Raw genomic sequence first — 24,563 nt, 5'->3', positions numbered from 1 at the left:
AGGCGGTCGACCCGACCGCGGTCACCGACGTTCCCGGTGGGGATCGTCTGAGCTCCGCGAGCGAAGCCAGCGGAGATCGCTCCGGTGCAGGCGTACGCGACAGTGGGCTGCCTCGGCGCGAGTCTGCCTCTGTCCGCAGGTCGTCGGGTCCGCTTCCGACGGCGAAGTCGGCGCGTCGCTACTGGACGATGATCATCGTTCTCTCGGTCGCCTCGGCGGGGATCGCTCTGGGCATCCTGGCCTGGGACAATCCGATGCCGATCACGGACCCGGGATTCTGGCTGATCGCGGAGCTGCGTCTGACGAACCTCGTCGTCATCGCCATGGTGGCGCTGTGCCAGTCGTTCGGCACGGTCGCCTTTCAGACGGTGACGAACAACCGGATCATCACGCCCTCGATCATGGGATTCGAATCCCTCTACGTGGCGATCCAGACCTCGGCGATGTACTTCTTCGGGGTCACGGCGATCGTCGAACTCAAGGGACTCGTGCCCTTTGTCGTCCAGTTGGTGCTCATGGTCGGGTTGTCTCTGGCGCTCTACGGGTGGCTGCTGTCGGGACGGCATTCCTCGGTGGCGCTCATGCTGCTCATCGGCGTGGTCATCGGCGGCGGCCTCGGATCGGTGGCGACATTCATGCAGCGGACGCTGACGCCGAGCGAGTTCGACGTCCTCTCCGCCCGCCTGTTCGGGTCGATCTCGAATTCGGATTCGAGCTACCTTCCTGTATCGATCCCGCTGTGCGTGCTGGCCTGCCTCGGGCTCTACCTCTGTTCCTCACGCTTGAATGTGATGGCGCTGGGCCGGGACATGACTCGCAATCTGGGGCTCAACTACAAGGGCGAGCTGCTCAAGGTTCTCTTCTTCGTCTCCATCCTCATGGCGGTGTCCGTGTCGATGATCGGGCCGATGGTCTTCCTCGGATTCCTCGTCGCGATGCTCGCCTACCAGTTCGCCGACACCTATGACCACAAACGTCTCTTCCCGATGGCCGCGCTCCTCGGCTTCGTGGTTCTGGGTGGGGCGTACTTCGTCATGAAGAACATCTTCTACGCCGAGGGGGTCGTGTCGATCATCATCGAGATCGTCGGCGGCGGCGCCTTCCTGTTCGTCATCCTGAGAAAGGGGCGCCTGTGATCACGCTCGAATCGGTCCGCAAATCCTACGACGACGAAGTCTCGATCGGGCCCGTCGATCTGCAGATCCCGGCCGGAGGAGTCACCGCCCTGGTCGGGCCGAACGGTGCCGGAAAGTCGACTCTGCTGACGATGATCGGGCGGCTGCTCGGAATGGATTCCGGCGCGATCTCGGTGGCCGGTTATGACGTCAGCTCGACGAAGTCGAAGGATCTCGCGAAGATCGTGTCCATCCTGCGGCAGGAGAATCACTTCATCACTCGTCTGACGATCCGCCAGCTCGTCGGCTTCGGTCGCTTCCCGCATTCGAAGGGGAGACTGACGGCCGCCGATGAGGAGATGATCTCGCAGTCGATCGACTTCCTCGAGCTCGGTGAATTGGAGAATCGATTCCTCGACGAGCTCTCCGGTGGGCAGCGGCAGCGCGCCTACGTGGCGATGGTGTTGGCACAGGACACCGACTACGTGCTGCTTGATGAGCCGTTGAACAACCTCGATATGAAGCGATCGGTGCAGATGATGCAGCACCTGCGCCGGGCCGCCGCCGAGATGGGGAGGACCATCGTCATCGTCCTCCACGACATCAACTTCGCCGGTCACTACGCCGACCACATATGCGCGGTCAAAGACGGCGCCGTCATCGAATTCGGTGCGCCCGAAGAGATCATGACCGGCGAGGTGCTGTCCAGGGTGTTCGACACCCCCGTCGACGTCATCGACGGCCCCCGCGGCCCCTTGGCGGTGTACTTCTGAGGCTTCTGGCTGTGTGCTGCTGATCTGCTGGTGGCGGGGACGGCTGTCCGTGGGTGAGGTCTGCCTGTGCGGTGGCTGGGGTGGTCCGGTGGAGATGAAATCGGCGGTCCGTGCCGAATGTGCGGTTGACCGGAGTCGTGGAGACTTGTGTCACAACTGTTGCCGAGAATCCCTTGCTTAAACATCTAGAATTGATAGTATTTTGATGACCCGCAGGGCAGAACACCGAAGTACTGCCTCTTCATAGAAACCTCGAAGCCGTGACTTTTCAAGGGGGAGACGTTCAACTTCAGGCTTTTCGGGGCGCAATGCATCGGCTTGTGGTCCGGTCCATTTGGATTCCGGACCATTTAAAGAAACATATACATAGGTTTTAGTTCAGCGAACCTTGCCGTGCCAACACTTCGTTTCCGCCGGGACCGTCCACGTCCTCTACGTGGTTCGAGCAGACCGTTGTCGGACCGAAGGCGCAGCACAAGGCGAGCTTCGACTCCAAAGAAGGAATCGGGAGCATGGACACTCACTCATCACTCAACTCCGTTGCGGGCAGCACTGCTCACGACGAGGGCGGAGATTTCAAACGGGATATGGGCTTCTGGGGCAACCTCGCCCTCGGATTCACCTATCTGTCCCCAGTCGTCGGCGTGTATGCGACCTTTGCCGCGTCGATGGCGCTGGCAGGGCCTCCGGCATTCTGGATGCTCATCCTCGCCGGAGCCGGGCAGCTCCTCGTCGCGACTGTCTTCGGCGAGGTGGTCTCCCAGTTCCCGATCGCCGGAGGAATCTACCCCTGGAACAAACATCTGTGGGGAAAGAAGTGGGGGTGGATGAGCGGCTGGATCTACATGATCGCCATCAACGTCACCATCGCTTCTGTCGCCTACGGTGCCGGACCCTTCCTCGGCGCGCTCCTGGGCATCGAGATGTCACCGATCGCCAACGTCCTGTTGGCGCTGTTCATCATCTTCCTCGCCACCATCGCCAACCTGTGCGGGACGAAGTTCCTGGCCAACGTCGCCTTCGTCGGATTCGTCGTCGAGATCTTCGCGACGGCTGCGATCGGCGTCTGGCTGCTGTTCACGGTGCGCAAGCATGACCTGTCGGTACTGTTCCAGGACTTCCGCCCGGCAGATCTGCAGGATCAGACGCCGTTCGCGCTCGCTTTCATCGGCGCTGCGATCATGGGTATCTACCTCTACTACGGGTTCGAAGCCAATGGCGACGTAGCGGAAGAGGTGCGCAACCCTGGTCGAGTCATCCCCAAAGCTATGCGGATGACGATCTACGTCGGCGGTCTCGCCTCGATGTTCATCGCCCTCGGCCTGATCCTGGCCGTCGGCAGCTTCGAAGACATCATCAACGGAACGATTCCGGATCCGATCACCGTCATCTTCATGGAAGCCTTCGGCCCGGTCGGCTTCAAACTGGTGATGGCGGTCGTCCTCGTGTCGTTCCTGTCCTGCACGATCTCACTGCAGGCTGCCGCATCCCGTCTGATGTACTCGATGGGGCGGGACAACCAGCTTCCGTTCTCACATCTGCTCGCGAAGTTCAGTCGGACTCGTGCGGTTCCTCCGTACGCACTCATAGTGGCCGGTGCGATCCCGTCGGCCGTCATCCTCATCTCCCTGCTGAGCGAGAATGCCCTGCTGGCCATCATCTCCTTCGCCTCCTTCGGCATCTACCTGGCCTTCGCCTCGGTGGTGTTCGCCTCCATCAGGGCACGAGTGAAGGGCTGGAAGCCCAGCGGCGAGTTCACCATGGGCAAGTGGGGATGGCTGATCTCGATCTCAGCGTTGGTCTATCAGGTCTTCGCCATGGTCATCGTCGTGTGGCCGGTGCCGGATGTGCCTTGGTACGACGCTTGGATTGTGGGGCTCATGTCGTTGGCCGTCGTCGGTATCGGTGCACTGTATCTGTTCACTTCCCACCCCGAGCGCCGTGGGCGAGAAGGCGGAGATGCCACGCAGTTCGCTCATGCTGTGCCCGAACTGACGAAGCTCGACTGATCCTGGGTTCTGCTGGGCGGCACCATCGTCTCGCAGATGAATGAGAGCGGCTCCTGTCGATATCGACAGGAGCCGCTCTGGTGGTCGAGGTGCCGCCGGCTGTTCGACTCAGCTTTCGCCGACTCAGCTTTCGCCATCGTGGTGGAGCAGGCTGAGGTCCACACCGCTCACGTCGAGAGGCACGCGTGAGTATCCCGGCGGCATCACAGCGATGCGCACACCGGTGCTCAGCTCTCCCGAGTTTCCGACGAGGACCTGATTGTGCCGGCTGAGCAGAGCTGCGCCATGCCCGAGCGGAGCGAGTATCCGAAGCAGCTGCGCTTCGACGTCATTCATGAGAATGTCCATGCCGGCGACGCCGACTCTGCGGTCGTTGACATGGCACGGCACGGTGAGAGTGAGAATGTAGTCATCAACCCCGAGGTGGTCGATGTAGGGGCCGGCCAAAGTCCGGCTCCCGGCGTTGAAACCGCCTTCGAACCACTCGAGGTACTCGTAGTCGTAGAAGCGGTCCGAGCTGCGATCGAGGATGAAGTCCCTTCGTGCGACGTCGTCACCGTCGGTGATCCACCACTCCAGGCGGGCGGTCGACGGTTCGAGCAGGTCGAGCTTGAAGATGAGTCCAGCTCCATCGAATCCGGGATGTGCGCTGAGGAAATCAGAGACAGCCGCTCCTAGACCGGCACGAGCAGTCCGGCCGACTTCGAACGGAGGCTCCCCGGCGAAGTCAGCTGTGAGATGAGTGCTGAGCGTCCGTTCGAGCTCCTCCAGATCGGCGAACAGTCCGTCTGCCCACGCAGAGAGTTTCTGCACAACGCCACGCACCGATGAATCGGTCATGTCGCTCCTCCTTACTGCACCGTCGCCTGGTTCGCGTCGTGCGACTCGATGGTCAGCTTGACGTCGATGAGACTGTAGACAGTCTTCCTGATATTCGCTTCGACCGCACGCTCGGCCCGGTCGATGTCCTGAGCGGCGACAGCTTCGATGATCTCGGCATTGTCGGCGAGGACCTCGTGCTTCTGTGCAGCTGCTCCGGCAGGAGACCATTTCAGGGCCAGGATCTCGCTCTGCAGGCGCATGGATGCGCGCAGCAGCCTTGGTGATTGTGAGACGACCCCCAGCTGTGTGTGGAAGCGGGAATCAGCGGCGGAGCATTCAGCCAGCGTCGTCGCGTCCTCGAGTCTCTGCGCGGCATGGCGGAGTTCGCCGACGGCTTGGGAATGAGCGCGCTGACAGGCCAGACGGACGATTCCGGTGGCGACGGCGGTGTGCTCATCGCCGTAGTCGCGGTAGGCCACGATGGACAGACTGGCGAGATAGGTGCTGATCTGTTCGTCGGAGGGGAAGGGGACTTTGACGATAAAGGTCCCGCCGCCTCGACCCCGACGGGTTTCGACGATGCCTTTGTCTCGCAGCAGCGCAAGACTCTTGCGCAGCGTCGCTACGGCGACATTGAATTCCGCGGCCAGCTCGACCTCGGCAGGCAGGCGCTCGCCGACAGAGATCGATCCCAGAGAGATCGCAGACACGATCTGATCGGCAAGGGCGTCGCCGTAGCCGAATGGTCCGCTCGATCCGTGAGAAGCAAGCACGTACCTGAATGCCTGGCTCAACAGTCCTGCACCTCCTGAGGTCGCATCGCTTGGCTCGATCCTACCGTCTGGACGGAACCAGCCCGGCGGCTTCGGCGATTGCTCCAGGAGCGGGGCGGCCGAGCGCTCAGGCGTGCGCGGCGGAGACGACCGAGGGCAGCCACTCGAGCGCGACATCGCTCGGCAGATCCCAGGAAGACGCGTCGTGGCGGCCGTACTCACCGACTCGTTCTGCACCGAGTTCGGTGAAGCGGCGATCGATATGCTCGCTGCCCTGTGAGTAAGTCTCTTCGTAGAAGCTGTCACCGAGACCGAACATCGCATATCGGACGCCGGTGAGATCGCCCTCGAAATCGGAGAACTTCGCGAAGAAGTCCTGGGCGGTGTTGGGCAGCTCGCCGTCGCCGTGTGTTGAGCACACGATGATGTAGAAGTTCTCTGCCGTGATGGACTCCGGTTCGAAGTCCTGCAGGTCGAATACTTCGGCGGACTGTCCGTCCGCATTGATCTTGTCGGAGAGGTCCTGAGCGATGAGCTCGGAGTTTCCCGACTCGGTTCCATAGAGGACGACGATGTTCATGACTATCCTTTCACCAGAGGTCGTGAGGGGGCGGTATGAGTGTCGGCGGCAGTGCCGTTCGCTCGGAGTTCCGCGACGGTGTCGAGCATCTCGGCATGAGTGCGGAACTTCGTCCGGACTCGCGAGGGTTGGGCGTTGGCCACTTCCGCGGCATCGACGTTCTGCCAGTCAGCGAAGCTCACTGCCTGGCTGCGGAGCGCGTCGGGAAGCGATTCGAATCCGCCGGGATCGACTCCGATCGGGCACCTGCCCGACTCGACGTCGGCGATGATCTCCTTCGCGACCTGATGCGCGTCGGCGCGATTGGCAGGAATGGCTCCGACCGGGCCTCGCTTGAGCCAGCCAGCGCGGTAGAGACCGCATTCGAGCCGGCCCGGTCCGTCGGACGGGGCGAAGTCGTACTCTTCGGCATAGTGCCAGTGGCCGGGCGCATTGACGTCGAAGCCGATCGCCGAGATGACAGTATCGGCCTCGATGACGCCGGGCACTCCGGCAGGCGCCTCTGCGAGGTGGACCGACTCGACACGGTCGCCGCCCCGGATGCGCGACGGCGTGGCACCGAAGACAAAGTGGACCTCCGCGCGAGTCTGCTCGGGCACGATGGCCGAGAGGTCCGCGAAGGCCGCTTCTCGCTTACGACCGAGAGTATTGTCCTCGGCTGCCGTGGACGAATTGTCGACCGTGAAGGCGACTCCGGGGATTCTGCCGAGTTCGCGGACCATGGCGACATCGGCCTTGGCCGAAGCGATCGGCGAGCGGCTGAGCACCGTGATTTCGCGTGCGGGGCGCGCCAAATAGGCATCGAGGGCCTCTGGGCTGATGTCGCTGTCGACGTAGTCGGACGCGGTCTTGATGAGGAACCGCACCATATCGAGAGCGACGTTGCCTGCTCCCACGACCACGACTCGTTCGCCGATGTCAGGCATCGGCAGGTTAGGTCGGGGAACCGTGTTGAGGGCATTGACGATGTCGCCGGCGACGAGCACTCCGTCCAGATGCGATCCCGGAACCGTGAGCGCACGATCGCGCCAGCGCCCCGTGGCGAGGACGACGATGTCGAAGGCGTCGCGCAGTTCGGCCAGGTCGATGTCGCGGCCGACCTCGACGTTTCCGGCGAAGCGGAAGTCCTCTGAGCCGAAGTTGCGATCGAACTGCCGGGTCACGGCCTTCGTGTGCTGGTGGTCGGCGGCAACTCCATAGCGGATGAGTCCGTAGGGTGCGGCGAGACGATCGAAAATCGTGATCTCTGCATCTTTCCAGTGACGTCTCAGCGCTTGCGCTGTGAAGCAGCCGCCCGGCCCGCTGCCTATGACGGCGATGCGTCGAGGTGTCTGGGCATTCATTGTTCGGCCTCCATCGGTCGACGATTTCTCCATTGAACTCCGGTGATCGTCCACCAGTCGTCGTGATCGCCGGAACCGTCAGTGACGTTAGATTCGGGACATCTGCCAGCGATCGGGAACAGGAATCAATAACATCTGTTTTTCAATCATTGCGGATCGCTGTGGTTTCGGCAACCCCTCGCAGCCAGATCTTCTCTGCCGGCTGGCATGGCCTTGCCGTCGAAGTAGGTCTGAAAATCAGTGATCGTGGGCTTTGGCCGGTGCTGTCGAGTCTGCCGGCGGGGTTTGGAAATTGCCGTTGAGGTCTTGCGGGACCGCGGGGACTGTGATTTGATTCATAAAGATCATTCATTCATAAATGAATGTTTAGTTCAGGCGTAGATCAACGAGGATTCGCGGGAGTGTGAACACGATGACCACCACGGTCGATACAGCAGAGATTCCGTATCTCGACATCTCGGACCCGGCGTTCGCCATGGCCTCAGAACAGGTCAGAGACGCACGGGAGCAGTCATGGATCGCCAAGACCAACTACGGCTTCGCAGTGCTGCGCTATGACGAGGTCGCCGCCCTCCTCAAGGATCAGAAGCTCTCACAGGGCAGCGCGCGGTGGCCCGATCATCACGGCGTCCTCTCGGGCGCGTTCCACGAATGGTGGAGGCGGAATCTGCTCGTCCTCGAGAGCGATGAGCACCACCGCATCCGCCGACTCCTCAACCCTGCGTTCTCGCCGTCGATGGCGCGCAAGCTCGAACCGGAATTCGCAGAGATCGCCGAAGAGCTCATCGCCGCCTTCGTCGACAACGGCGTATGCGACTTCGTGCGCGACTTCGCCGAACCGTTCGCAACGCGTGCGCTGTGCGCGATGATGGGTCTCGACCACAAACACTGGCCATTCATCGCCTCCCGTGCGAACACCGTGGGCTACGCGCTGTCGGTCGAGGTCAAGGAGAAGATCGACGAAGTCGATGAAGCGGTGAGGGAGCTGTACGCCTTCGTCGAAGACCTCATCGAGGAACGGCGGGCTGAGCCCGGTCAGGATGTCGTGTCTCGCCTCGTCCACTTCAGTGAGTCGGGAGACAAGCTGGACGCCGACGAGCTTCGCAATGCCCTCGTGCTCATGCTCTTCGGCGGGATGGACACCACCCGCAACCAGCTTGGTCTGGCTATCCAGACATTCATCCGGAACCCCGATCAGTGGGAGAGCCTCGCACAGCGGCCCGAGCTGGCCAAGCAGGCGCTGGAAGAAGTGCTGCGCGTCAATCCGACGACGCGTTGGGTGACCCGGGAAGTCATCGAGGATTTCGACTTCCAGGGCGTGCACTTCGAAGCCGGCACAACGGTCCATCTGTTCACCCATAGTTCCGGTACCGATGAACGCGCCTATCCCGATCCCGATATCGACATCACGGCTGAGGACAGAAAGCCCCACTTCACGTTCGGCGGCGGGATCCATCACTGCCTGGGCCACTACATCGCGAGAGCCGATATGAGCCAGGCTCTGCCGCTGCTGGCCGCCACAATCACCAATCTCGCCTGCCCCGGAGGCGACAGTTGGCTGCCGGACTCGGGGAACACCGGACCGATCAGCCTGCCGCTGACGTTCGACGTCCGGAGCTGAGAATCGAAAGCCCGGCACGCCGGCAGCTCAGAACGATGAGAACCCACCAGCCCGGCGAAACGCCCAACTCACCATCGACCGCACACAACTTCGGCACCAGCCGGACACAGAAACCGGCATCGTCGACGGTTCGCGAGAAGAGGAATGATGACCATCACGACCCCGCCCACCACTGAAGATCCGTGCTTGCAGGAGATCCTGCGCCGGAGAGATTCGTCCGACACGAACCTCGCCGAGGCATTCAAGACCTCAATTCAGAACGATCTCTTCGACAACAGCGCACTCGAACGCCACCATTTGGCGAACATGGACAATGACACCGTCGAGGAGATCAAGGAAAAGATCGAGCGTTCGGGCGTCGAATACCTCTACTACATGGTCCCGACGCTGCGGTCGCGCACCGTCGCGAAGGTGGTGCCGGCCAAGCACATCGTGCGCAATCTGGACAAGGGTGTGAACTTCACCCGAAACGCCCTCATGGACTTCCAGAACGACGTGTTCGGCAACCCCATCGGCGCCGACATCCGGTCGAAGGAATTCGTCGCAATGCCCGAACCGGAGTCGTTCAATCAGCTCCCCTGGGACCAGTCGATCGGGCGGATATTCTGCTCGACCTACGAGCCGGACCACCTCGGCGAGATCGCCGGGCGACCCAACTTCCATGATTCTCGCGCCCATATGAAGCGCACGCACCAGCTGCTCAAAGATCACTTCGGACTGACCATGAAGTCGGGAACCGAACCGGAGATGGTGTGGGTCGGAGAGTCGATCAAGCCGAAGACGATTCCGGGTTACAACCCCGCCTACCAGGTCGAATACCTCGAAGGCATGCGTCCCATCTACAAACGCGTCCACGAATACGCGAATGCCCTTGGCTTCGACATGATCGAAGGCGACTACGAGGACAAAGGGCAGATTGAGCTCAACTGGAATTTCGACGAGATCGAGCGGACCGCGGACCGCCTGGTCACCTATCGCCAGATCTGCTCCCAGGTCGCCCGCGAGTTCGACGTCGAAGCCTCCTTCATGCCCAAACCGTTCATCGGCGAGATGGGCGCAGGATGCCACCACAACATCTCACTGTGGGACGAAAGCGGCCGCAACACCTTCGAGGATGTGGGAGTCAAGGACCTCCACCTCTCGCAGATCGGACGCTGGGTCGTCGGTGGCATCATCAAGAACGCCCCCGCGATGATGCTCATCTTCGCCTCTACCGTGAATTCGTACAAGCGCTTCTGGGATCCGGGCCAGTTCGCTCCGGCCACCGCCGACTGGGGTCTGGACGATCGTGCCTCGATGATCCGCATCTCCTCGAACGGGCGCGCAGAAGTCCGGGTCCCCGATGCCTCGGTCAATCCCTACCTTTCCCACGCGCTGCTGGCTGCTGCCGCAGCAGATGGAATCGGCAACCAGGTCGAACCGCCGGAAGCGGGAGCGAAGGGCATCGATCTGCCGCGGACACTCGGTGACGCCGTCGGGGCGTTCCGCGACAACGAGTTCATCCGCACAGCGCTGCCTCCTCAGCTCGCAGACACCTATCTCGAGATGAAGGAGAACGAATGGGCGCAGTACTGTGGCGCGCTCACGCAATGGGAGTTCGACCAGTACTGGCAGGCAATCCCGTGAGCGGGGTTCTGCGCTTGGCGTGCATCGATTCGGCCGCCGCGCCTCTGTTCGACAAATCCATCGACGGCGGAGCGACCCGCACCGGCTATGAGCCTGAAGCCGCCGCGCTGGTCGCCGATGCTCTCGGCCTCGGCCTCGAATGGCACGTGGTGGCTTGGGACGACATGATTCCGTCGGTCCAGCGCGGTGAGTCTGACGGCGTGTGGTGCGGGCAGGGAGTCATTCCTTCCCGCGTGGCACAGCTCGACTTCACCCGTCCCTATGCCGTATTCAACGAATCCGTGCTGGTGCGGGCCGGCGATCCTGCCCGCGGTCCGGAGGACCTCAACGGATACAGGGTCGCAGCGATCGAAGGCAGCGCGAACATGGCATTGGCCGAAACATTTGCCGGAGCCGAACTTGTTCCATTCGGTCCCACCGATGATGTCTTCGGCGACATGATCCAAGCAGTCCGCGACCACACCGTCGACGCGATGGTCGACGACGATGTGGTCACCGTTCCCCTCGGCGATGAGCCGGAGTTCGATCTCGCCTTCACGGCCCAGACACGGAACCCCTGGGGCGTCGGAGTCTCCAAGGAACGACCGGACCTGCTGGCGCGACTTGATGCAGGGATCCGGCAGGTCATCGAGGACGGCTCACTCGAACGTGTGTGGTCGGCCTGGATGCCTCATCTCCCGTTCCCCGCCGAGACACTCGAAGCGGGACAGGCGACGACTTCTGCCGCCGTTGATTCCCAAGGAGCTTCGGCGTGAGTGAGAAGCCGCTCATCGGCGTCCCTGCGATGTCGTCGGCACAGGTGAATGGGCTGCGTCGTTCCGGAAGCGTCGTGGCGGATGCTGTGCTCCGTGCCATTGCCCAGGCCGGAGGAGAACCGGTCATCATTCCACCGGTCGTGACCAGCGGACTGCTGTCCCGTGTCGACGGCATCGTGCTGCCGGGCGGTTCGGATATCGATCCGAGACGGTATGGGCAGGAACCCGATGAGGCGTACGCGGGCACGGACTTCGCCGACCAGGATGACGCCGATTCACGCGCGATAGCGGCCGCTGAAGAACAGGGCATTCCCACCTTGCTCATCTGCCGCGGACTCCAACTGTGGAACGTCGAACGCGGAGGCAGCCTCTATCAGCATTGGCCCGACGCCGGCGTCGACCATGTCGGAGCCGTCCATGCGGTCGAGGTGACGGAGGGATCGAGACTGGCCGAAGCCCTCGGTCTGGCCGGTGCGGTCGACGTCTCCAGCTATCACCATCAGGCCATCGACCGCCTCGGCGAGGGTCTGCAGGTCACTGCCCGTGCCGTGGACGGCTGCATCGAAGCCGTCGAGGATCCGGACCATGCGATCGTGGCGGTGCAATGGCACCCCGAAGACCGTGCGGAGAGCGAGCCCGTCGACAGCGCACTCTTTGACTGGGTGATTGCTCAGGCGAGAGAGCGCATGCACAGTCGCCTCAGGGCAGCCATCTGAACCAACACCGCAGCCAAACGGCTCGGTGCGCGGTATCAGCCACACTGTCAGTGGATGAATCCACCAGTCCAAGGAGTGAAGTGAATCTGAACATCCTCACCCACGACGAGGTGCTGCGGTCCGCACCCGCTGAGACAGCGGCTGTCGAGATTGCGGTGGTCGTGCAGCTGAATATGCCCGGCCAGACCGAGGATTCGGTCGCCCTGCAGCGGGACCTCACCGTTACGGCCGTCGACGATCTGCACCGTCTCGGTGCTCGGGTGTCGATCCACGACGTCGGAGGCGAGAGCGCACCGGACGCGGATGCCGTCGCTCGAGCCGACGGCATCCTCGTGCTCGGCGGAGGCGATGTCGATGCCCGGTTGTACGGGCACACCGCGCCGGTGCGGAACGAATACGGCAAGGATCGGCGGGCCGATGATCGGGAGATCGCGATCATTCGGACGGCGATCGCCGAGGATGCCACCCTGCTTGCGCTCTGCCGGGGCTCGCAGCTGCTCAACGTCGCCTGCGGGGGATCGCTCATCCCCGACCTCGACCCGTTCGAGCTGCACAAGGGTGCTCCGGGCCAGCCGCTGTTCATCGATGAGACCGTGGCGCTGACTCCCGGGTCCATCATCTGCGGGCTCTACGGGCAGGACGAACTCACGGTGCGCAACGGCCATCACCAGGCAGTCGACCGAGTGGGGGAGGGCCTGCGCGTGGCCGCACGAGCTGCCGACGGCATCGTCGAAGCGACCGAGCGGATCGAGAACACCTGGATCCTAGGAGTGCAGTGGCACCCCGAAGAGAACGGCGCCGATGTTCGTGACCGTCGGATCCTCTTCTCAGCTTTTCTCGATCAGGTGAGGACGCGGAAGGCGTCAGCACTGACGGTGTGAGCTCGGCGTCTCCCGGACCCGATGGACCCCTCCCGGGGCGTCGTTCCGGTGGTGTTCGTCACCGATCGGAACCGGCGCGTACAGCGGGTTTGACTGCCCTCGACCGATGGGTAGAGTAGCGAGCATAAGCGGATTCTCGCGGGTGAGAGGCCGAAATCCGGCATAGAAGATGTCGGTTGCGAATCGGGTCCGAACCACCCGGTGCGACGCAGGCATTCCACTTCATCCGAGCGAATCGACGCTGTCCAGCCGATGTCACCGGGAGTAGCAGTGTTTCTCAGTCTGTATGAACAAGAGCGGTTGATGATCTACACCGCCGGAAAGCTTGCGCTCGAGCGCAAAGAGCGCGGCCTCAAACTCAACCTGCCCGAGGCGACCGCGATCATCACCTCGTACCTGCTCGAAGGAGCACGCGACGGCAAGTCCGTCGCCGACCTCATGGAATCTGGCCGCCATGTGCTGGCCAAAGAAGATGTCATGGAAGGGGTTCCCGAAATGCTCACACAGGTCCAGGTGGAGGCGACGTTCCCCGACGGAACGAAGCTCGTGACGGTGACGGGGCCGCTGCAATGATGAGCAACGAGAACGCCCCCGGCGAGCAGAACGAGGACACACAGCCCCTCGACGACAACCCCTTCGAGAACGACGAGCTCCAGCCAGAGAAACGCGACGTCGAGCCCGAACACGCCACCGACGACCCCGGCCGAGAATACGACGAAGCCGAGACCACCGTCATCGACGAACCAGGCATCGACGACGACCGCGAACGCCACCCATCCTCGGGTGAGAGCAGCCCGTCGAGTCCCCGCCGTCCCGGCTCCGGCACACGTCAGGCGCCCAGGCAGGAACACGATGCCCCGGTGACCTCGGCCGATCGTGTCATTCCTGGTGAGATCTTCCTCAAGGACGAACCGGTTGAGATCAACGCCGGCTTGGCCGTGACGTCCCTGCGCGTGGCCAACAACTCGGACCGTCCGATCCAGATCGGATCTCACTTCCATTTCGCCGAGGTCAATCCCGGTCTCGAGTTCGACCGTGCCCGCGCCTGGGGCAAACGCCTCAACGTGCTGTCCGGTGGTGCCATGCGCTTCGAACCCGGCGCCGATGAAGAAGTCGAACTGATCCCGATCCAGGGTGCGCGCATCGCACTGGGATTCCGCGGAGAGTGCAGAGGAGAGTTGGATGGCTGAGATCTCGCGTTCGGAATACGTCGCGTCGTTCGGACCGACGGTCGGCGACCGGGTGCGCCTGGCCGATACCGATATCGTCATCGAGATCGAGAAGGATTACTGCGCCGGCGGCGACGAGGTCGTCTTCGGCGGCGGCAAGTCCGCCCGCGAATCGATGGCGCAGTCCTCGCGCACCCGCGCCGAAGGCACCCCCGACCTCATCATCACCGGTGCGATCATCCTCGACCACTGGGGCGTCGTGAAGGCCGATGTCGGCATCCGCGACGGCAAATTCGTCGCCATCGGCAAGTCCGGCAACCCGGACACGATGAATGGCGTCCACCCGGACCTCGTCGTCGGCCCCAACACCGAGGTGGCCAGCGGCAACGGTCTGATCATGACCCCTGGCACCATCGACACCCACATTCACTTCGTCGGCCCCGACCAGTTCGAGGTCGGCCTCATGGCCGGCACCACCACGATGGTCGGCGGCGGCACCGGACCCACCGAGGGTTCGAAGGCCACCCTGGCCACGCCCGGCCCCTGGTGGCTGGCCCGGATGTTCGAATCGATGGACCCGTGGCCGGTCAACGTCCTCTTCCTCGGCCGCGGCAACACGATGAACGAAGAGGCGCTGTATGAGCAGCTGCGCGGCGGAGCCGCCGGCTTCAAGATCCACGAGGACTGGGGCGCGACCCCGGCCGTCATCGACAAGGCCCTGTCCGTGGCCGATGACACCGGGGTGCAGGTCGCCATCCACTCGGACACACTCAACGAAGCCGGATTCGTCGAAGACATGCTCAAAGCGGTCGCCGGCCGGACGTTCCACTCCTTCCACACCGAGGGAGCCGGCGGCGGTCACGCCCCCGACATCATCAAGATCGCCTCGGAGCTCAACGTGCTCCCGGCCTCGACGAACCCGACCCGTCCGTTCACGGTCAACACCGTCGATGAGCACCTCGACATGGTCATGGTCGCCCACCACCTCAACCCGCAGGTGCCCAACGACCTAGCTTTCGCCGAGTCCCGCGTCCGCGCCGGCACCATCGAGGCCGAGGACGTGCTCCAGGACCTCGGCGCCCTGTCGATCATGTCCTCGGACGCGCAGGCGATGGGCCGCATCGGTGAGGTCGCCATGCGCACCTGGCAGACCGCGCACCAGATGAAGAAGCTGCGCGGCCTCCTGCCCGGCGACGACCGTGCCGACAACAACCGGGCCCGCCGTTATATCGCGAAGTACACGGTCAACCCGGCCATCGCCCACGGAATCGACTCCTATGTCGGCTCGATCGAACCGGGCAAACTCGCCGATTTCGTGCTCTGGCAGCCCTCGATGTTCGCCGTCCGCCCGCACACCGTGTTCAAGGGCGGAATGGCTGCGGTCGCCGCTCTCGGCGACCCGAACGCCTCGATCCCGACCCCGCAGCCGGTGTCCGAACGTCTCGGATTCAACTATCGGACCGCCTCGGCGGCAGCCACGAGCCTTGCGTTCGTGTCCGAGCAGGCCATCGAGGACGATATCGCGGACAAGCTGGATCGCGTCCAGCGCGACTTCGTGCCGATCACCTCGACGCGCAAGGTCACGAAGGACGACATGATCGGCAACTCCGCTCGCCCCGACATCGAGGTCGACACGGACACCTACGCAGTCAAGATCGACGGGGAACTCGTCGAACACCGGCCCGCCGACTTCGTGCCCATGGCCCAGCGCTACTTCCTGTTCTGAGGCAGCGCTTGAGATCTCGTTCCGCACTGCTCGTCCTCGCCGACGGGCGCCTGCCGACCGGCGGGTACGCCCATTCGGCGGGGCTCGAACAGGCCATCCGCCAAGGCTGGGTCACCGAGATCGGCGGGCTGCGCGACTTCCTGCGCGGTCGCCTGCACACAACGGGGCTGATGAACGCGGCCTTCGCCGTGGCAGCGTGGAATGCCGTGGATGAGTTCATGCTCGCCGAGGCGGCCCCCGCCCGATCATCGAACGCGGAGTCGACCTCAGAGTCGACCTCCGGCACGGCATCGACGACTTCGACTGCAGAGGCCCTGCTGACTCTCAACGCCGAACTCATCGCGCGCACCCCGTCCCCGGCCCTGCGTCGGATCGGGGCGTGGCTGGGCACACTCATGCTCCGGTCGATGCGCAGCATCCACCCGCACCCGCTGCTGGAGACCCTGCCCAAGGACCTGCAACAGCCGCTCGTCTACGGTGCGGTCGGCCGGGTGCTGGGCTTGTCCGATGCCGACACGGCCGCGACCATCCTCCACGAGGCGGTCACGGGACCGGCGACGGCAGCGGTCAAGCTCATGCACATCGACCCGTTCCAGGCTCATGGCGCGATCATCGACCTCGCCGCCGACCTCGACGAGGCAGCTGAGCGTGCCACCGACTTCGGCCGCGGCGACCCGGCCGAGATCCCGGCGCTGAGCGCACCGCTGTCGGACTTCGCCGCCGAATTGCACGAGGGGGACAATGTTCGACTCTTCGCTTCCTGAGACCTGGGCGCTCAACCCGACGGGCTCGGCCAGCGGTATGACCTGCCGGGCCTCGGTCGCAACATCCACGGACGGCACCGGCTCGAGTGGCCGTACCCGCTCCCGCATCGATGGACTGCGTCGCCAGGCCCCGCTCGTCCCGCGCCCCACCGGAGCCAGCGGTTTCGAACCCTTTGTCGACGGCGATCCGGACATCGCCAGAGTGGCACTGACGACAGCGGCGGCAGGCCCGCTGGGCGGCGACCATTACATCTTCGACGTCCACGTCGGCGCAGGCTCGACCCTGCTGCTGCGCGAGGTCTCGGCGACCCTGGTCCTGCCCGGAGCCCACGGAGACCCCTCACTCATGCACTGTCGAGTCACCGTCGAATCCGGCGGCACCCTGATCTGGGTGCCCGAACCCGTCATCGCCGCCCAGGGCTGCCACCACACGCACCGTGTCGACATCGACCTCGCCGAGGATGCCCGCCTGTTCTACCGCGAGGAGCTGCTGCTCGGCCGCCACGGTGAAGAACCGGGAAGCCTGAGTTCCCGACTCAATGTTCGCCGAGGCGGCCGAGCCTTGAGCATCCAACGCTTCGATCTCGGCCCTGCTGGGAAGGGCTTCGACACCCCGTCCGTGGTCGGAGGAGCACTCGGCGTCGGTTCGGTCGTCATCGTCGAACCCGACGGGGGCCTGCCGGATGCGACCGCGATCGCCGACCCGAAATCGGCTCTGCTGCCCATCGACGACACCTGCGTGCAGGTCAACTCGCTCGGCGATGACGGGCTGGCCCTGCGCAAACGTCTCGACGCAGCACTGGCCGCGCTCGGCGAGCCCTGGGGCAGGGAGACCGGATGGTCCGCGGTGCCCCGATGACGGACACCGAGGTGAGGGCCTACCGGCCGCCCACCTGGGTGAACACGGAATCGCCGGGGCCGCCTCGGCGAGTCGATGAGAATTTCTGAACACACACGACAATCAGGAGGAGAACATGAGCAACGGAAAGCGCGCACTGCGCCTGGGAATCGCCGGACCCGTCGGGACCGGCAAATCCTCGTCGATCGCGAACATCTGCACGGCCCTGGCCGATGAGTTCCGCATCGGCGTCATCACCAACGACATCTACACCGACGAGGACGCTCGCTTCCTCAAGGCCGCCGGCGTCCTGCCCGAAGAGCGCATCCGCGCCGTCGAAACCGGTGCCTGCCCGCACACCGCGATCCGCGATGACGTGAGTATGAACCTGCTCGCCGTCGAGGGACTCGAAGAGGACTTCGACCCGCTCGACATCGTCCTCGTCGAATCCGGCGGCGACAACCTCACCGCGACCTTCTCCCCGGCACTCGTCGACGCGCAGCTCTTCGTCCTCGACGTCGCCGGCGGCGGCGATGTGGCTCGCAAGGGCGGACCGGGAATCGGCCGCGCCGACCTGCTCGTGATCAACAAGATCGACCTCGGCGAGCACGTCGACGTCGACGTCGAGCAGATGCTCGCCGATGCCCGTGAGGCGCGCGAAGGCCACCCCGTCCTCGGTGTCTCCCGGAAGATTCCCGAGACCGTCGAGGCTCTGGCCGACTGGGTCCGCGAGGTCCACGCCCGCTTCGTCAAGGGCGACCACACTCCCGTCGATCCGGGTCCGATGGCCCCGCACTTCCACGCCGACGAAGACGCCGAGGGCGGCTACATGCACACCCACGGCGAGGGCGAAGCCGCGCACAGCCACTGATGACACCAGCGCCGAGGTGGGGGTCGGATCCCGGCCCCCACCTCGACGCGTCGACACGAACAGGAAGGACGGCCTCCTCGGCGGCCGGTGAACGGATGAAGATGCGGAAGGCGACGGCCTGGACGGCCGGTGCGGGAGCACTTGCGCTCCTGCTCAGCGGCTGTGAAGCTCCCAGCGGGGGAGACTCGGACCTGGTCATTGGCACGGAGAACCTCGGCGGGTACAACCCCGTCAACGGCTACTCCGTCGACGGCAACTCTCCCTTCTACGACGGCCTGCTGCGGTTGCAAGAAGACTCCGGTTCCGGGGAAATGCCCGAACTCGCACCGGCACTGGCCGCCGAGGATCCGCAGCCGAACGACGATTCGACGAAGTGGACGGTGAAGCTGCGCGACGACGTCACCTTCTCCGACGGATCGGACTTCGACGCGAAGGACGTCGCCGCCACCTATGAGGCCATCGTCGATCCCGAGGTGGCATCCGAATCGGTCGACGCCTTCCGCATGATCAAGATGGTGAAGACCCCCGATGATCACACGGTCGTCTTCGAACTCGACGAACCGACCCCCACCTTCACCTCGCGCCTGGCCGTCGGCATCCTGCCGTCCGAAGCCATCGAAGAGGGCACCCCGGCCGCGGACTGGAAGGTCAACTCCGAACCCGTCGGAACCGGCGCCTACACCCTCGACTCGCTCACCGAGGACACCGCGGTGCTCAAGGCCCGCGACGACTACTGGCGGACGACTCCGGAGTTGAAATCCGTGACCCTGCAGGCCTATGCCGACACCTCCGCGCTGGCAGCCGCGGTCAAGGACGGCAAGATCTCCGGCGCCGCCGTGCCGCCGCGCTCGGTCGACCAGATCAAGGGAGAGGGGCAGGAGATCTATACCGCCCGCACCGCCGACTGGCGCGGACTCACCCTGCCGAGTGACAACCCGTTCACCAAGGACGCGACGGTCCGCAGGGCCCTCAACCTCGCGATCGACCGGGAGAAGCTCGTCGACGAAGTGCTCGGCGGACACGGCACACCCGCCTCGACACCGGTCGGCGAATTCTACGGCGACGCCTATGACTCTGGTGCCGAGTTCGATTTCGACCTCGATGAGGCGAAGAAGCTGCTCGACGAGGCCGGGTGGAAGGCCAGCTCCGACGGAGTGCGAGCCAAGGGCGGGAAGAAAGCCGTCATCGATGTCACCTACCCGGCCGGAGACACGGTGCGCGGTGACATCGCCGCCGAGATCTCCGCCCAACTGGAACAGCTGGGCGTGAAGCTCGAGATCAAGGGTCAGGAATGGGACGAGATCGAAAAGGACCTCGCCGGTCAGGCCATCGTCTACGCCGGTGGCGAGCAGCCCTTCAATATCGACCACCAGATCAGAGCCTCACTGCACACACAGACGAAGACCTCCGGAGTCTTCGACAACCCCGCGAATATGGCCGTCCCAGGCGGGGACGAGCTGCTCGATCACGCCGCCGTCGAAACCGACGAGGCGAAGGCCGATGCCGATTACCGTGAAGTGCAGTCGAAGTACATGGACGCGCCGAGCTACCTCATCGTCGCCTTCCTCGAACACACCTACGTCGCCGACACAGAAGGCTGGGATATTCCCGCCACCACCTTCGAACCGCACGTCCACGGCTCCGATTGGGGACCGTGGTGGAACCTGGCCGATTGGAAGAGGAGCTGACGCCGCACCCGACCGGATCCGGGTCATCCCGGTTCCGGCACATCTTTCGCCGAGGCGGCATCGTCCTCGGCGGGATGATCCTTGCCGGATTGGCCGGCGGGGCTGGGGTGTTCGCCCTCTCCGCGGCGTCCCCGTCCAACCCCCTGGCCCACACCGTCGCCGGGTGGGAGTTCGCATCCGCCGAGGCTCGGGAGAACCTCGCGGCCGCCTATGACACAGGAGGCTGGCTGGGCGCGTGGTGGCAGTGGCTGCTGACCACGGTCACGACCGGCGACCTCGGGTATTCGCGGCTGCTGCACACGACCGTGGGCGAGGTGGTCCTCGGCCGCGGACTCAACACCGTGGCCGCGACCCTGTGCGCCTCGGCGATCACCGCAGTCATCGTGTTCGTCGCTTCCGTGCTGCTGGCACGATTCCCCGGGCTCGCCCACAATTCGGCGACCTCGGGGCTCATCGGTGCCTGGCTGGCCGTTCCTTCGTTCCTCATCGCGCTCATCATCGTCGTCCTCTTCGGCCGGCAGCTGCCGAACCCGGCGACGAGCGCCCCGATCACTCTCATTCCCTCTGTGGCGGGGACGATCGCTCTGGCATGGTCGGCGATGCTCATCGCCGCCGCGCGGTCCGCGGCCGCCGAGGTGTGGTCGACTCCCTGGGCGCGGGCCCTCATCGGCCGCGGATTCTCCCCGATGGCCCGGGTGCGCACCGTGCTGCCGTCGATCGTGGCGGCCGTGCGGGCACCGGCGGTCATCTACGTGCCCGTGATCATCCTCGGTGAAGCCGCTGTTGAGGCCGTCCTGTCCTATCCGGGACTCGGCAATGCCCTCGTCGAGGCGGCCGCCGGCGCCGATCTGCCGCTGCTGGCCACGGTCACGGCGATCGCCGCGGCGGTGACCACCGGGCTGGTGCTCGGTGTGCGGTCATTCGGCGTCAGTGGCGGCGACCGGCTCCTGGCCGCCGGTGCCAGTACCGGCGTGCTCGGAAAGGGGTACGCATGAACCGACGAGTGTGGGGTGCCGTCATCCTCGGAATCGTGCTCGTCCTGCTCATCTGCGGACGATTCCTGCCCGGCGAGGGCACCGACTTCTCGCGCGCACTTCTCCCACCCGGTGCCGGCGGCCTGCTCGGGACCGACCATTTCGGCCGCAGCGTGGCCGTGACCGTCTGGGATGCCGCGGGCGGTTCGGCCCTGGCCGCGCTCATCACCGCGGTCGTGACCACCGCGATCGGAGCCGGAATCGGTGTGGTCTCGACTTTGTCGAACGCGCTGTCGAAGATGTCGACGGGACTGCTCATCGCGACCTTGGTCGTGCCCTCGATGCTGTTCACCTTCATCGTGGTCGGCATCCTCGGCGGGGGTCGCACGGCGATCATGGTCACCGTCGCGCTCACGCATTGGCCGTTGGCGGCTCAGCTCATCGGGCCGAAGGTGCGGGAGGAATGGGACTCCGGGTGGGTGCGGTTCGATCGCCGCCTCGGTGCGGGTCGATGGCAGATCCTCAGGTGGCATGTGCTGCCGGCGGCCGGGGGACGGGTGGCGGCGGCGATGGCCGTGATCTTCCCGTCGGCGGTCGTGCATGAGGCGACGACGGCGTTTTTGGGGATCGGCGTCGACCCGGCCGCGGTGTCGTTGGGGCCGCTCATCGCCTGGGGGCAGTCGGATATGACGGTCGGGGCGTGGTGGACTCTGGTCGTGCCGACGTGTGCGCTCATGGTGCTGCTTCTGCCGCCGACGATCCTCGCCCGCCGCCTCGGAGAAAGGCCGAGATCACTGTGACTGCTCTTCACCTCCGTGACATCACGCTGAGTCTGCCAGGCACCGGCGAGGTTCTGTCCACTCTCGACCTCGCAATGCGCGTCGGCGGCATCACCTGGCTCGTCGGCGAATCGGGGGCCGGGAAGTCCACGCTGTGCAATCTGCTCGCCGGCCTCAGCCCCGTCGATGCAAAGGTCCGCGGAGTGCTGGATCTCAGTGAGATCGTCGCGGTCCCAGACGGGCGGGGTGTCAGTGAGAAGCGCGATATCGCCGAGGCGGCTGTCCCCGGATGCGGTCGCATCAACCTCGGGACCGGGTCGGGTCGTCGGGCGATGGCGACGATGCGTCGTACCGGTCTGATCGCCTGGGCTCCGCAGAACGCCATGGACACATTCCCGCCGACCATGCGTCTGACTGACTGGTTCGCACGGGCGGGGATCGAAGGTCTCGACCTGGCGGCGTACGGCTTGGAGAACTCGATCCTGCGCAGGCGGCCTCACCAGGTCTCGGGAGGTCAGATCTCCCGCATCTCCTTGGCCGCAGCCGTGGCGAAGTCCCCGCGGCTGCTCGTCTGCGATGAGCCGACCGCGGGGCTCGACCCCGAACAGGCCGACGCCGTGGTGGGCGTGCTCAATGAGCAGGCATCGACCGGCAGCCGCGCGGTGCTCGCAGTGACGCATGACCTGTCAGGTCTGCAGCGGAATGCCCGGCCCGACGACCGGGTGGCGGTGATCTTCAACGGGCATATCGTCGAAGACTGTTCGGCTGAGGACTTCTTCGCCGAGCTCGCCGTGAACGCCTATGCGCAGGCGTTGGCCGCGGCCGCACCGGCGTCCGGTGCACACCCGCTGCCGCTGGCCGATGGGGCTCGACCGACACCGTGGACGTACCGGGGCGGAGACGAGCTGCGCCGCCTCGGCGAAGGTGCGGTCGGGGCAGGCGGACGGACCCAGCCGGGTGGCCGGACCCAGCCGGGTGGCCGGACCCTGCCGGGGCCGGGGCCTGCCGGGGCCGGGACGGGACGGAACCGAATCGTCGACGGGGGAGTGCCGGAATGAAGCTGACTGAGGTGGTGATCGACTACGGCTCGTCCCGAGTGGGGCCCGTCGACGCTGACGTGCCTGCGGGGACGGTGACGGTGTTGCAAGGTCCGTCGGGCAGCGGGAAGACCAGTCTGTGTCTGGCCATGACAGGTTTCCTGCCCCCGAGCAGCGGGCAGGTCGACGGGGACCTCGGGGTGCTCGTTCCGCAGAACCCGCGCGAATGGCTCAACCCGCGGCACACGGTCGCCGAGGTCATCGAACACACCTGGGCCGTGCGTGATGCCGGGGGTGCGAGTGGTGGAGGCGCAGGCGGTGCCGGCAGCGGTGCGACTGGTGCCGAGCGAGGGTGTGAGGCTGCCGGGGCTGTCGGGGACGATCGTCGCCTGGAAGCCCTGCTCGACCGCGTGCTGCTCGGCCCGGATCTGGCTCGCCACCGCTGCGGTGAGCTCTCCGGCGGGCAGGCGGCACGCGTCTGCATTGCCCGTGCGCTGGCCAGCGGCATCGACACCATCGTCTGCGACGAGCCGACGGCCGCGCTCGACTCGTCGAATGCCGCACGCATCGCCTGGCTCATCAACGACCTCGCCGAGGCAGGGAAGACGCTCGTCTGGGCGACCCACGACCGCGACCTCGTCGCCGCCACCGACGCGGGCTACTCCTTCATCACGCTCTGAGTCCGCACTTCACGCCGGGAACGACCACAATTCGTCCAGCGCATCAGGAATCGAACAGAGGTGTCGGACGACATGTGAGCCGCACCTGCGCCAAATGTGAAGCAGTGTGCTCCGATTGTGGTTCGTCAGCCTCCAGCCTCAGGTTCGTCATCGAGTTCTGATCAGGGCATCGAGTTAGATCCCGATGACTGGCGCAAATGCCGATGAGTGATGGGACGAAACCCGATGACAGTGTCGCTGCCGCCTGATCAGCTGGCGAATCTGCGCCCACAGCCGGGCGAACAGTCACTCAGCCGGTCGGAAAGTCACCCAGCCGAGGAACCGGTTCCGATTGCCGGGCGAACAGTCACTCAGCCGAGGAGCCTGCACCGACGGCCGGCCGGATCGTCACCCAACGGCGCATTGCCAGCACGAGTGCGGCAACCAACCCCACGATGAGCAGTCCGTCGGCAGCGATGTAGAGCAGATGCAGGGACGACCCACCCTCGTCGACGCCAGCGAGAACCGCATCCGTGCGCTGATTAAGCAGCGGCCGAATGACGATGACCTTGATGATGAGCACTCCGATGAGCCCGCAGGCCACGCTGCGGTAGACACGATCGACACCCGACTTCAGCAGCGCCCACAGCAGGATCACGGCGATGACGAGCTCGACCCAGTTCATCACTCCGAACACCAGCCGACCGATGCCCAGCCCCAGCGGGATCGTGATGCCGGGGGCTGTGAACTTCAGCGGCGCCTCGATGAGCGAGATGCCGATGATGAGCCCGAGCCAGACGGCGGGCAAGATGATCCGAGCGCTCGCCGCCAGCCGCGAGTCATAGGTGCTGAAGATATGAGTCATGCCTTCGATTCTACTCTTCGTAGAAAGGCCCGGCTGCGCCCTCACCTTCGACCCCCAATTACTACCTGACGGCGGCGCAGCAACCTCGCGCGAGGTATCTGGGCCGCCGTCGGGTAGCAATGAGGGGGTGGTGATCGGCCCACTCAGCGACTTCGCCGCACCCGCTCTAGACTGGTGTC

Annotated in this window: 24 protein-coding genes; 19 read left to right on the top strand and 5 right to left on the bottom strand. The window is 64.7% G+C overall.

All coding sequences use genetic code 11. The features are described from left to right. The first annotated feature begins 107 nt into the window (after nucleotides 1-107). The 3 genes from D3I60_RS15450 (at nucleotide 108) to D3I60_RS15440 (ending at nucleotide 3,897) form a co-directional block, all read left to right on the top strand. Entirely contained in the window at nucleotides 108-1,136 is a 1,029-nt protein-coding gene (locus tag D3I60_RS15450) for an iron chelate uptake ABC transporter family permease subunit (RefSeq protein ID WP_262777628.1), read from the top strand. Further along, entirely contained in the window at nucleotides 1,133-1,888 is a 756-nt protein-coding gene (locus tag D3I60_RS15445) for an iron ABC transporter ATP-binding protein (protein WP_262777309.1), read from the top strand. The genes D3I60_RS15450 and D3I60_RS15445 overlap by 4 nt, the downstream gene beginning before the upstream one ends. Nucleotides 1,889-2,400: 512 nt before the next feature. Then, entirely contained in the window at nucleotides 2,401-3,897 is a 1,497-nt protein-coding gene (locus D3I60_RS15440) for an APC family permease (RefSeq protein ID WP_262777307.1), read from the top strand. A 123-nt stretch (nucleotides 3,898-4,020) separates the two neighbouring features. Here D3I60_RS15440 and D3I60_RS15435 read toward each other — a convergent pair whose 3' ends face one another. From D3I60_RS15435 to D3I60_RS15420, 4 genes are all read right to left on the bottom strand, one after another. Next, nucleotides 4,021-4,737, bottom strand: a complete 717-nt coding sequence (locus D3I60_RS15435) for a cache domain-containing protein (protein WP_262777306.1) — start codon at nucleotides 4,735-4,737, stop codon at nucleotides 4,021-4,023. Nucleotides 4,738-4,748: 11 nt separating this feature from the next. Continuing rightward, nucleotides 4,749-5,513: a FadR/GntR family transcriptional regulator gene (locus D3I60_RS15430; protein ID WP_262777304.1), complete on the bottom strand. Its 765-nt coding sequence runs from the start codon at nucleotides 5,511-5,513 to the stop codon at nucleotides 4,749-4,751. Between the two features lie 106 nt (nucleotides 5,514-5,619). Beyond that, entirely contained in the window at nucleotides 5,620-6,072 is a 453-nt protein-coding gene (locus D3I60_RS15425; RefSeq protein ID WP_262777303.1) for a flavodoxin domain-containing protein, read from the bottom strand. Nucleotides 6,073-6,074: 2 nt separating this feature from the next. Further along, nucleotides 6,075-7,415 carry an FAD-dependent oxidoreductase gene (locus D3I60_RS15420; RefSeq protein WP_262777301.1) on the bottom strand — a complete coding sequence of 447 codons (1,341 nt, stop codon included), beginning with the start codon at nucleotides 7,413-7,415 and terminating at the stop codon, nucleotides 6,075-6,077. Between the two features lie 412 nt (nucleotides 7,416-7,827). On the opposite strand from D3I60_RS15420, the gene D3I60_RS15415 reads away from it, so the two are divergent. The 16 genes from D3I60_RS15415 (at nucleotide 7,828) to D3I60_RS15340 (ending at nucleotide 23,540) form a co-directional block, all read left to right on the top strand. Then, a complete protein-coding gene (locus tag D3I60_RS15415) occupies nucleotides 7,828-9,036 on the top strand; it encodes a cytochrome P450 (RefSeq protein WP_262777626.1) in 1,209 nt (402 codons plus the stop codon). A 147-nt stretch (nucleotides 9,037-9,183) separates the two neighbouring features. After that, nucleotides 9,184-10,662 carry a glutamine synthetase family protein gene (locus D3I60_RS15410; protein ID WP_262777299.1) on the top strand — a complete coding sequence of 493 codons (1,479 nt, stop codon included), beginning with the start codon at nucleotides 9,184-9,186 and terminating at the stop codon, nucleotides 10,660-10,662. Further along, entirely contained in the window at nucleotides 10,596-11,417 is an 822-nt protein-coding gene (locus D3I60_RS15405; protein WP_262777297.1) for a substrate-binding periplasmic protein, read from the top strand. Before D3I60_RS15410 ends, D3I60_RS15405 begins: the two co-directional genes overlap by 67 nt. Continuing rightward, nucleotides 11,414-12,133: a gamma-glutamyl-gamma-aminobutyrate hydrolase family protein gene (locus D3I60_RS15400; RefSeq protein WP_262777296.1), complete on the top strand. Its 720-nt coding sequence runs from the start codon at nucleotides 11,414-11,416 to the stop codon at nucleotides 12,131-12,133. The genes D3I60_RS15405 and D3I60_RS15400 overlap by 4 nt, the downstream gene beginning before the upstream one ends. An 80-nt stretch (nucleotides 12,134-12,213) precedes the next feature. Further along, nucleotides 12,214-13,014, top strand: a complete 801-nt coding sequence (locus D3I60_RS15395) for a gamma-glutamyl-gamma-aminobutyrate hydrolase family protein (protein WP_262777294.1) — start codon at nucleotides 12,214-12,216, stop codon at nucleotides 13,012-13,014. Between the two features lie 252 nt (nucleotides 13,015-13,266). Continuing rightward, nucleotides 13,267-13,587: an urease subunit gamma gene (locus tag D3I60_RS15390; protein ID WP_216657116.1), complete on the top strand. Its 321-nt coding sequence runs from the start codon at nucleotides 13,267-13,269 to the stop codon at nucleotides 13,585-13,587. Beyond that, entirely contained in the window at nucleotides 13,587-14,204 is a 618-nt protein-coding gene (locus tag D3I60_RS19535; protein WP_262777291.1) for an urease subunit beta, read from the top strand. Before D3I60_RS15390 ends, D3I60_RS19535 begins: the two co-directional genes overlap by 1 nt. Beyond that, the gene (locus D3I60_RS15380) at nucleotides 14,197-15,909 is read left to right on the top strand and encodes an urease subunit alpha (RefSeq protein WP_262777290.1); all 1,713 of its coding nucleotides are present in this window, start codon (nucleotides 14,197-14,199) and stop codon (nucleotides 15,907-15,909) included. The genes D3I60_RS19535 and D3I60_RS15380 overlap by 8 nt, the downstream gene beginning before the upstream one ends. An 8-nt stretch (nucleotides 15,910-15,917) precedes the next feature. Next, nucleotides 15,918-16,673 carry an urease accessory protein UreF gene (locus D3I60_RS15375; protein ID WP_262777289.1) on the top strand — a complete coding sequence of 252 codons (756 nt, stop codon included), beginning with the start codon at nucleotides 15,918-15,920 and terminating at the stop codon, nucleotides 16,671-16,673. Continuing rightward, the gene (locus tag D3I60_RS15370) at nucleotides 16,651-17,532 is read left to right on the top strand and encodes an urease accessory protein UreD (protein ID WP_262777287.1); all 882 of its coding nucleotides are present in this window, start codon (nucleotides 16,651-16,653) and stop codon (nucleotides 17,530-17,532) included. The genes D3I60_RS15375 and D3I60_RS15370 overlap by 23 nt, the downstream gene beginning before the upstream one ends. A 115-nt stretch (nucleotides 17,533-17,647) precedes the next feature. Continuing rightward, a complete protein-coding gene (gene ureG, locus D3I60_RS15365) occupies nucleotides 17,648-18,382 on the top strand; it encodes an urease accessory protein UreG (protein ID WP_262777285.1) in 735 nt (244 codons plus the stop codon). Between the two features lie 95 nt (nucleotides 18,383-18,477). After that, nucleotides 18,478-20,070: an ABC transporter substrate-binding protein gene (locus tag D3I60_RS15360; protein ID WP_262777283.1), complete on the top strand. Its 1,593-nt coding sequence runs from the start codon at nucleotides 18,478-18,480 to the stop codon at nucleotides 20,068-20,070. After that, nucleotides 20,055-21,065: an ABC transporter permease subunit gene (locus D3I60_RS15355; RefSeq protein WP_262777281.1), complete on the top strand. Its 1,011-nt coding sequence runs from the start codon at nucleotides 20,055-20,057 to the stop codon at nucleotides 21,063-21,065. Before D3I60_RS15360 ends, D3I60_RS15355 begins: the two co-directional genes overlap by 16 nt. Then, the gene (locus tag D3I60_RS15350) at nucleotides 21,062-21,844 is read left to right on the top strand and encodes an ABC transporter permease (protein WP_262777279.1); all 783 of its coding nucleotides are present in this window, start codon (nucleotides 21,062-21,064) and stop codon (nucleotides 21,842-21,844) included. Before D3I60_RS15355 ends, D3I60_RS15350 begins: the two co-directional genes overlap by 4 nt. After that, complete coding sequence (locus D3I60_RS15345) at nucleotides 21,841-22,881, top strand: ATP-binding cassette domain-containing protein (RefSeq protein WP_262777277.1); 1,041 nt, start codon at nucleotides 21,841-21,843, stop codon at nucleotides 22,879-22,881. The genes D3I60_RS15350 and D3I60_RS15345 overlap by 4 nt, the downstream gene beginning before the upstream one ends. Then, a complete protein-coding gene (locus D3I60_RS15340; protein WP_262777275.1) occupies nucleotides 22,878-23,540 on the top strand; it encodes an ATP-binding cassette domain-containing protein in 663 nt (220 codons plus the stop codon). Before D3I60_RS15345 ends, D3I60_RS15340 begins: the two co-directional genes overlap by 4 nt. 346 nt (nucleotides 23,541-23,886) lie before the next feature. Here D3I60_RS15340 and D3I60_RS15335 read toward each other — a convergent pair whose 3' ends face one another. Then, on the bottom strand, nucleotides 23,887-24,384 hold the full coding sequence (locus D3I60_RS15335; RefSeq protein ID WP_262777273.1) for a hypothetical protein: 498 nt from the start codon (nucleotides 24,382-24,384) through the stop codon (nucleotides 23,887-23,889). Between the last annotated feature and the right edge of the window lie 179 nt (nucleotides 24,385-24,563).

Origin of the sequence: Brevibacterium permense (genome assembly GCF_025506275.1) — a bacterium.
Classification (GTDB): domain Bacteria; phylum Actinomycetota; class Actinomycetes; order Actinomycetales; family Brevibacteriaceae; genus Brevibacterium; species Brevibacterium permense_A.
The sequence above is the reverse complement of the archived record's forward strand: the minus strand, read 5'-3'. Positions and strand labels throughout refer to the sequence as shown.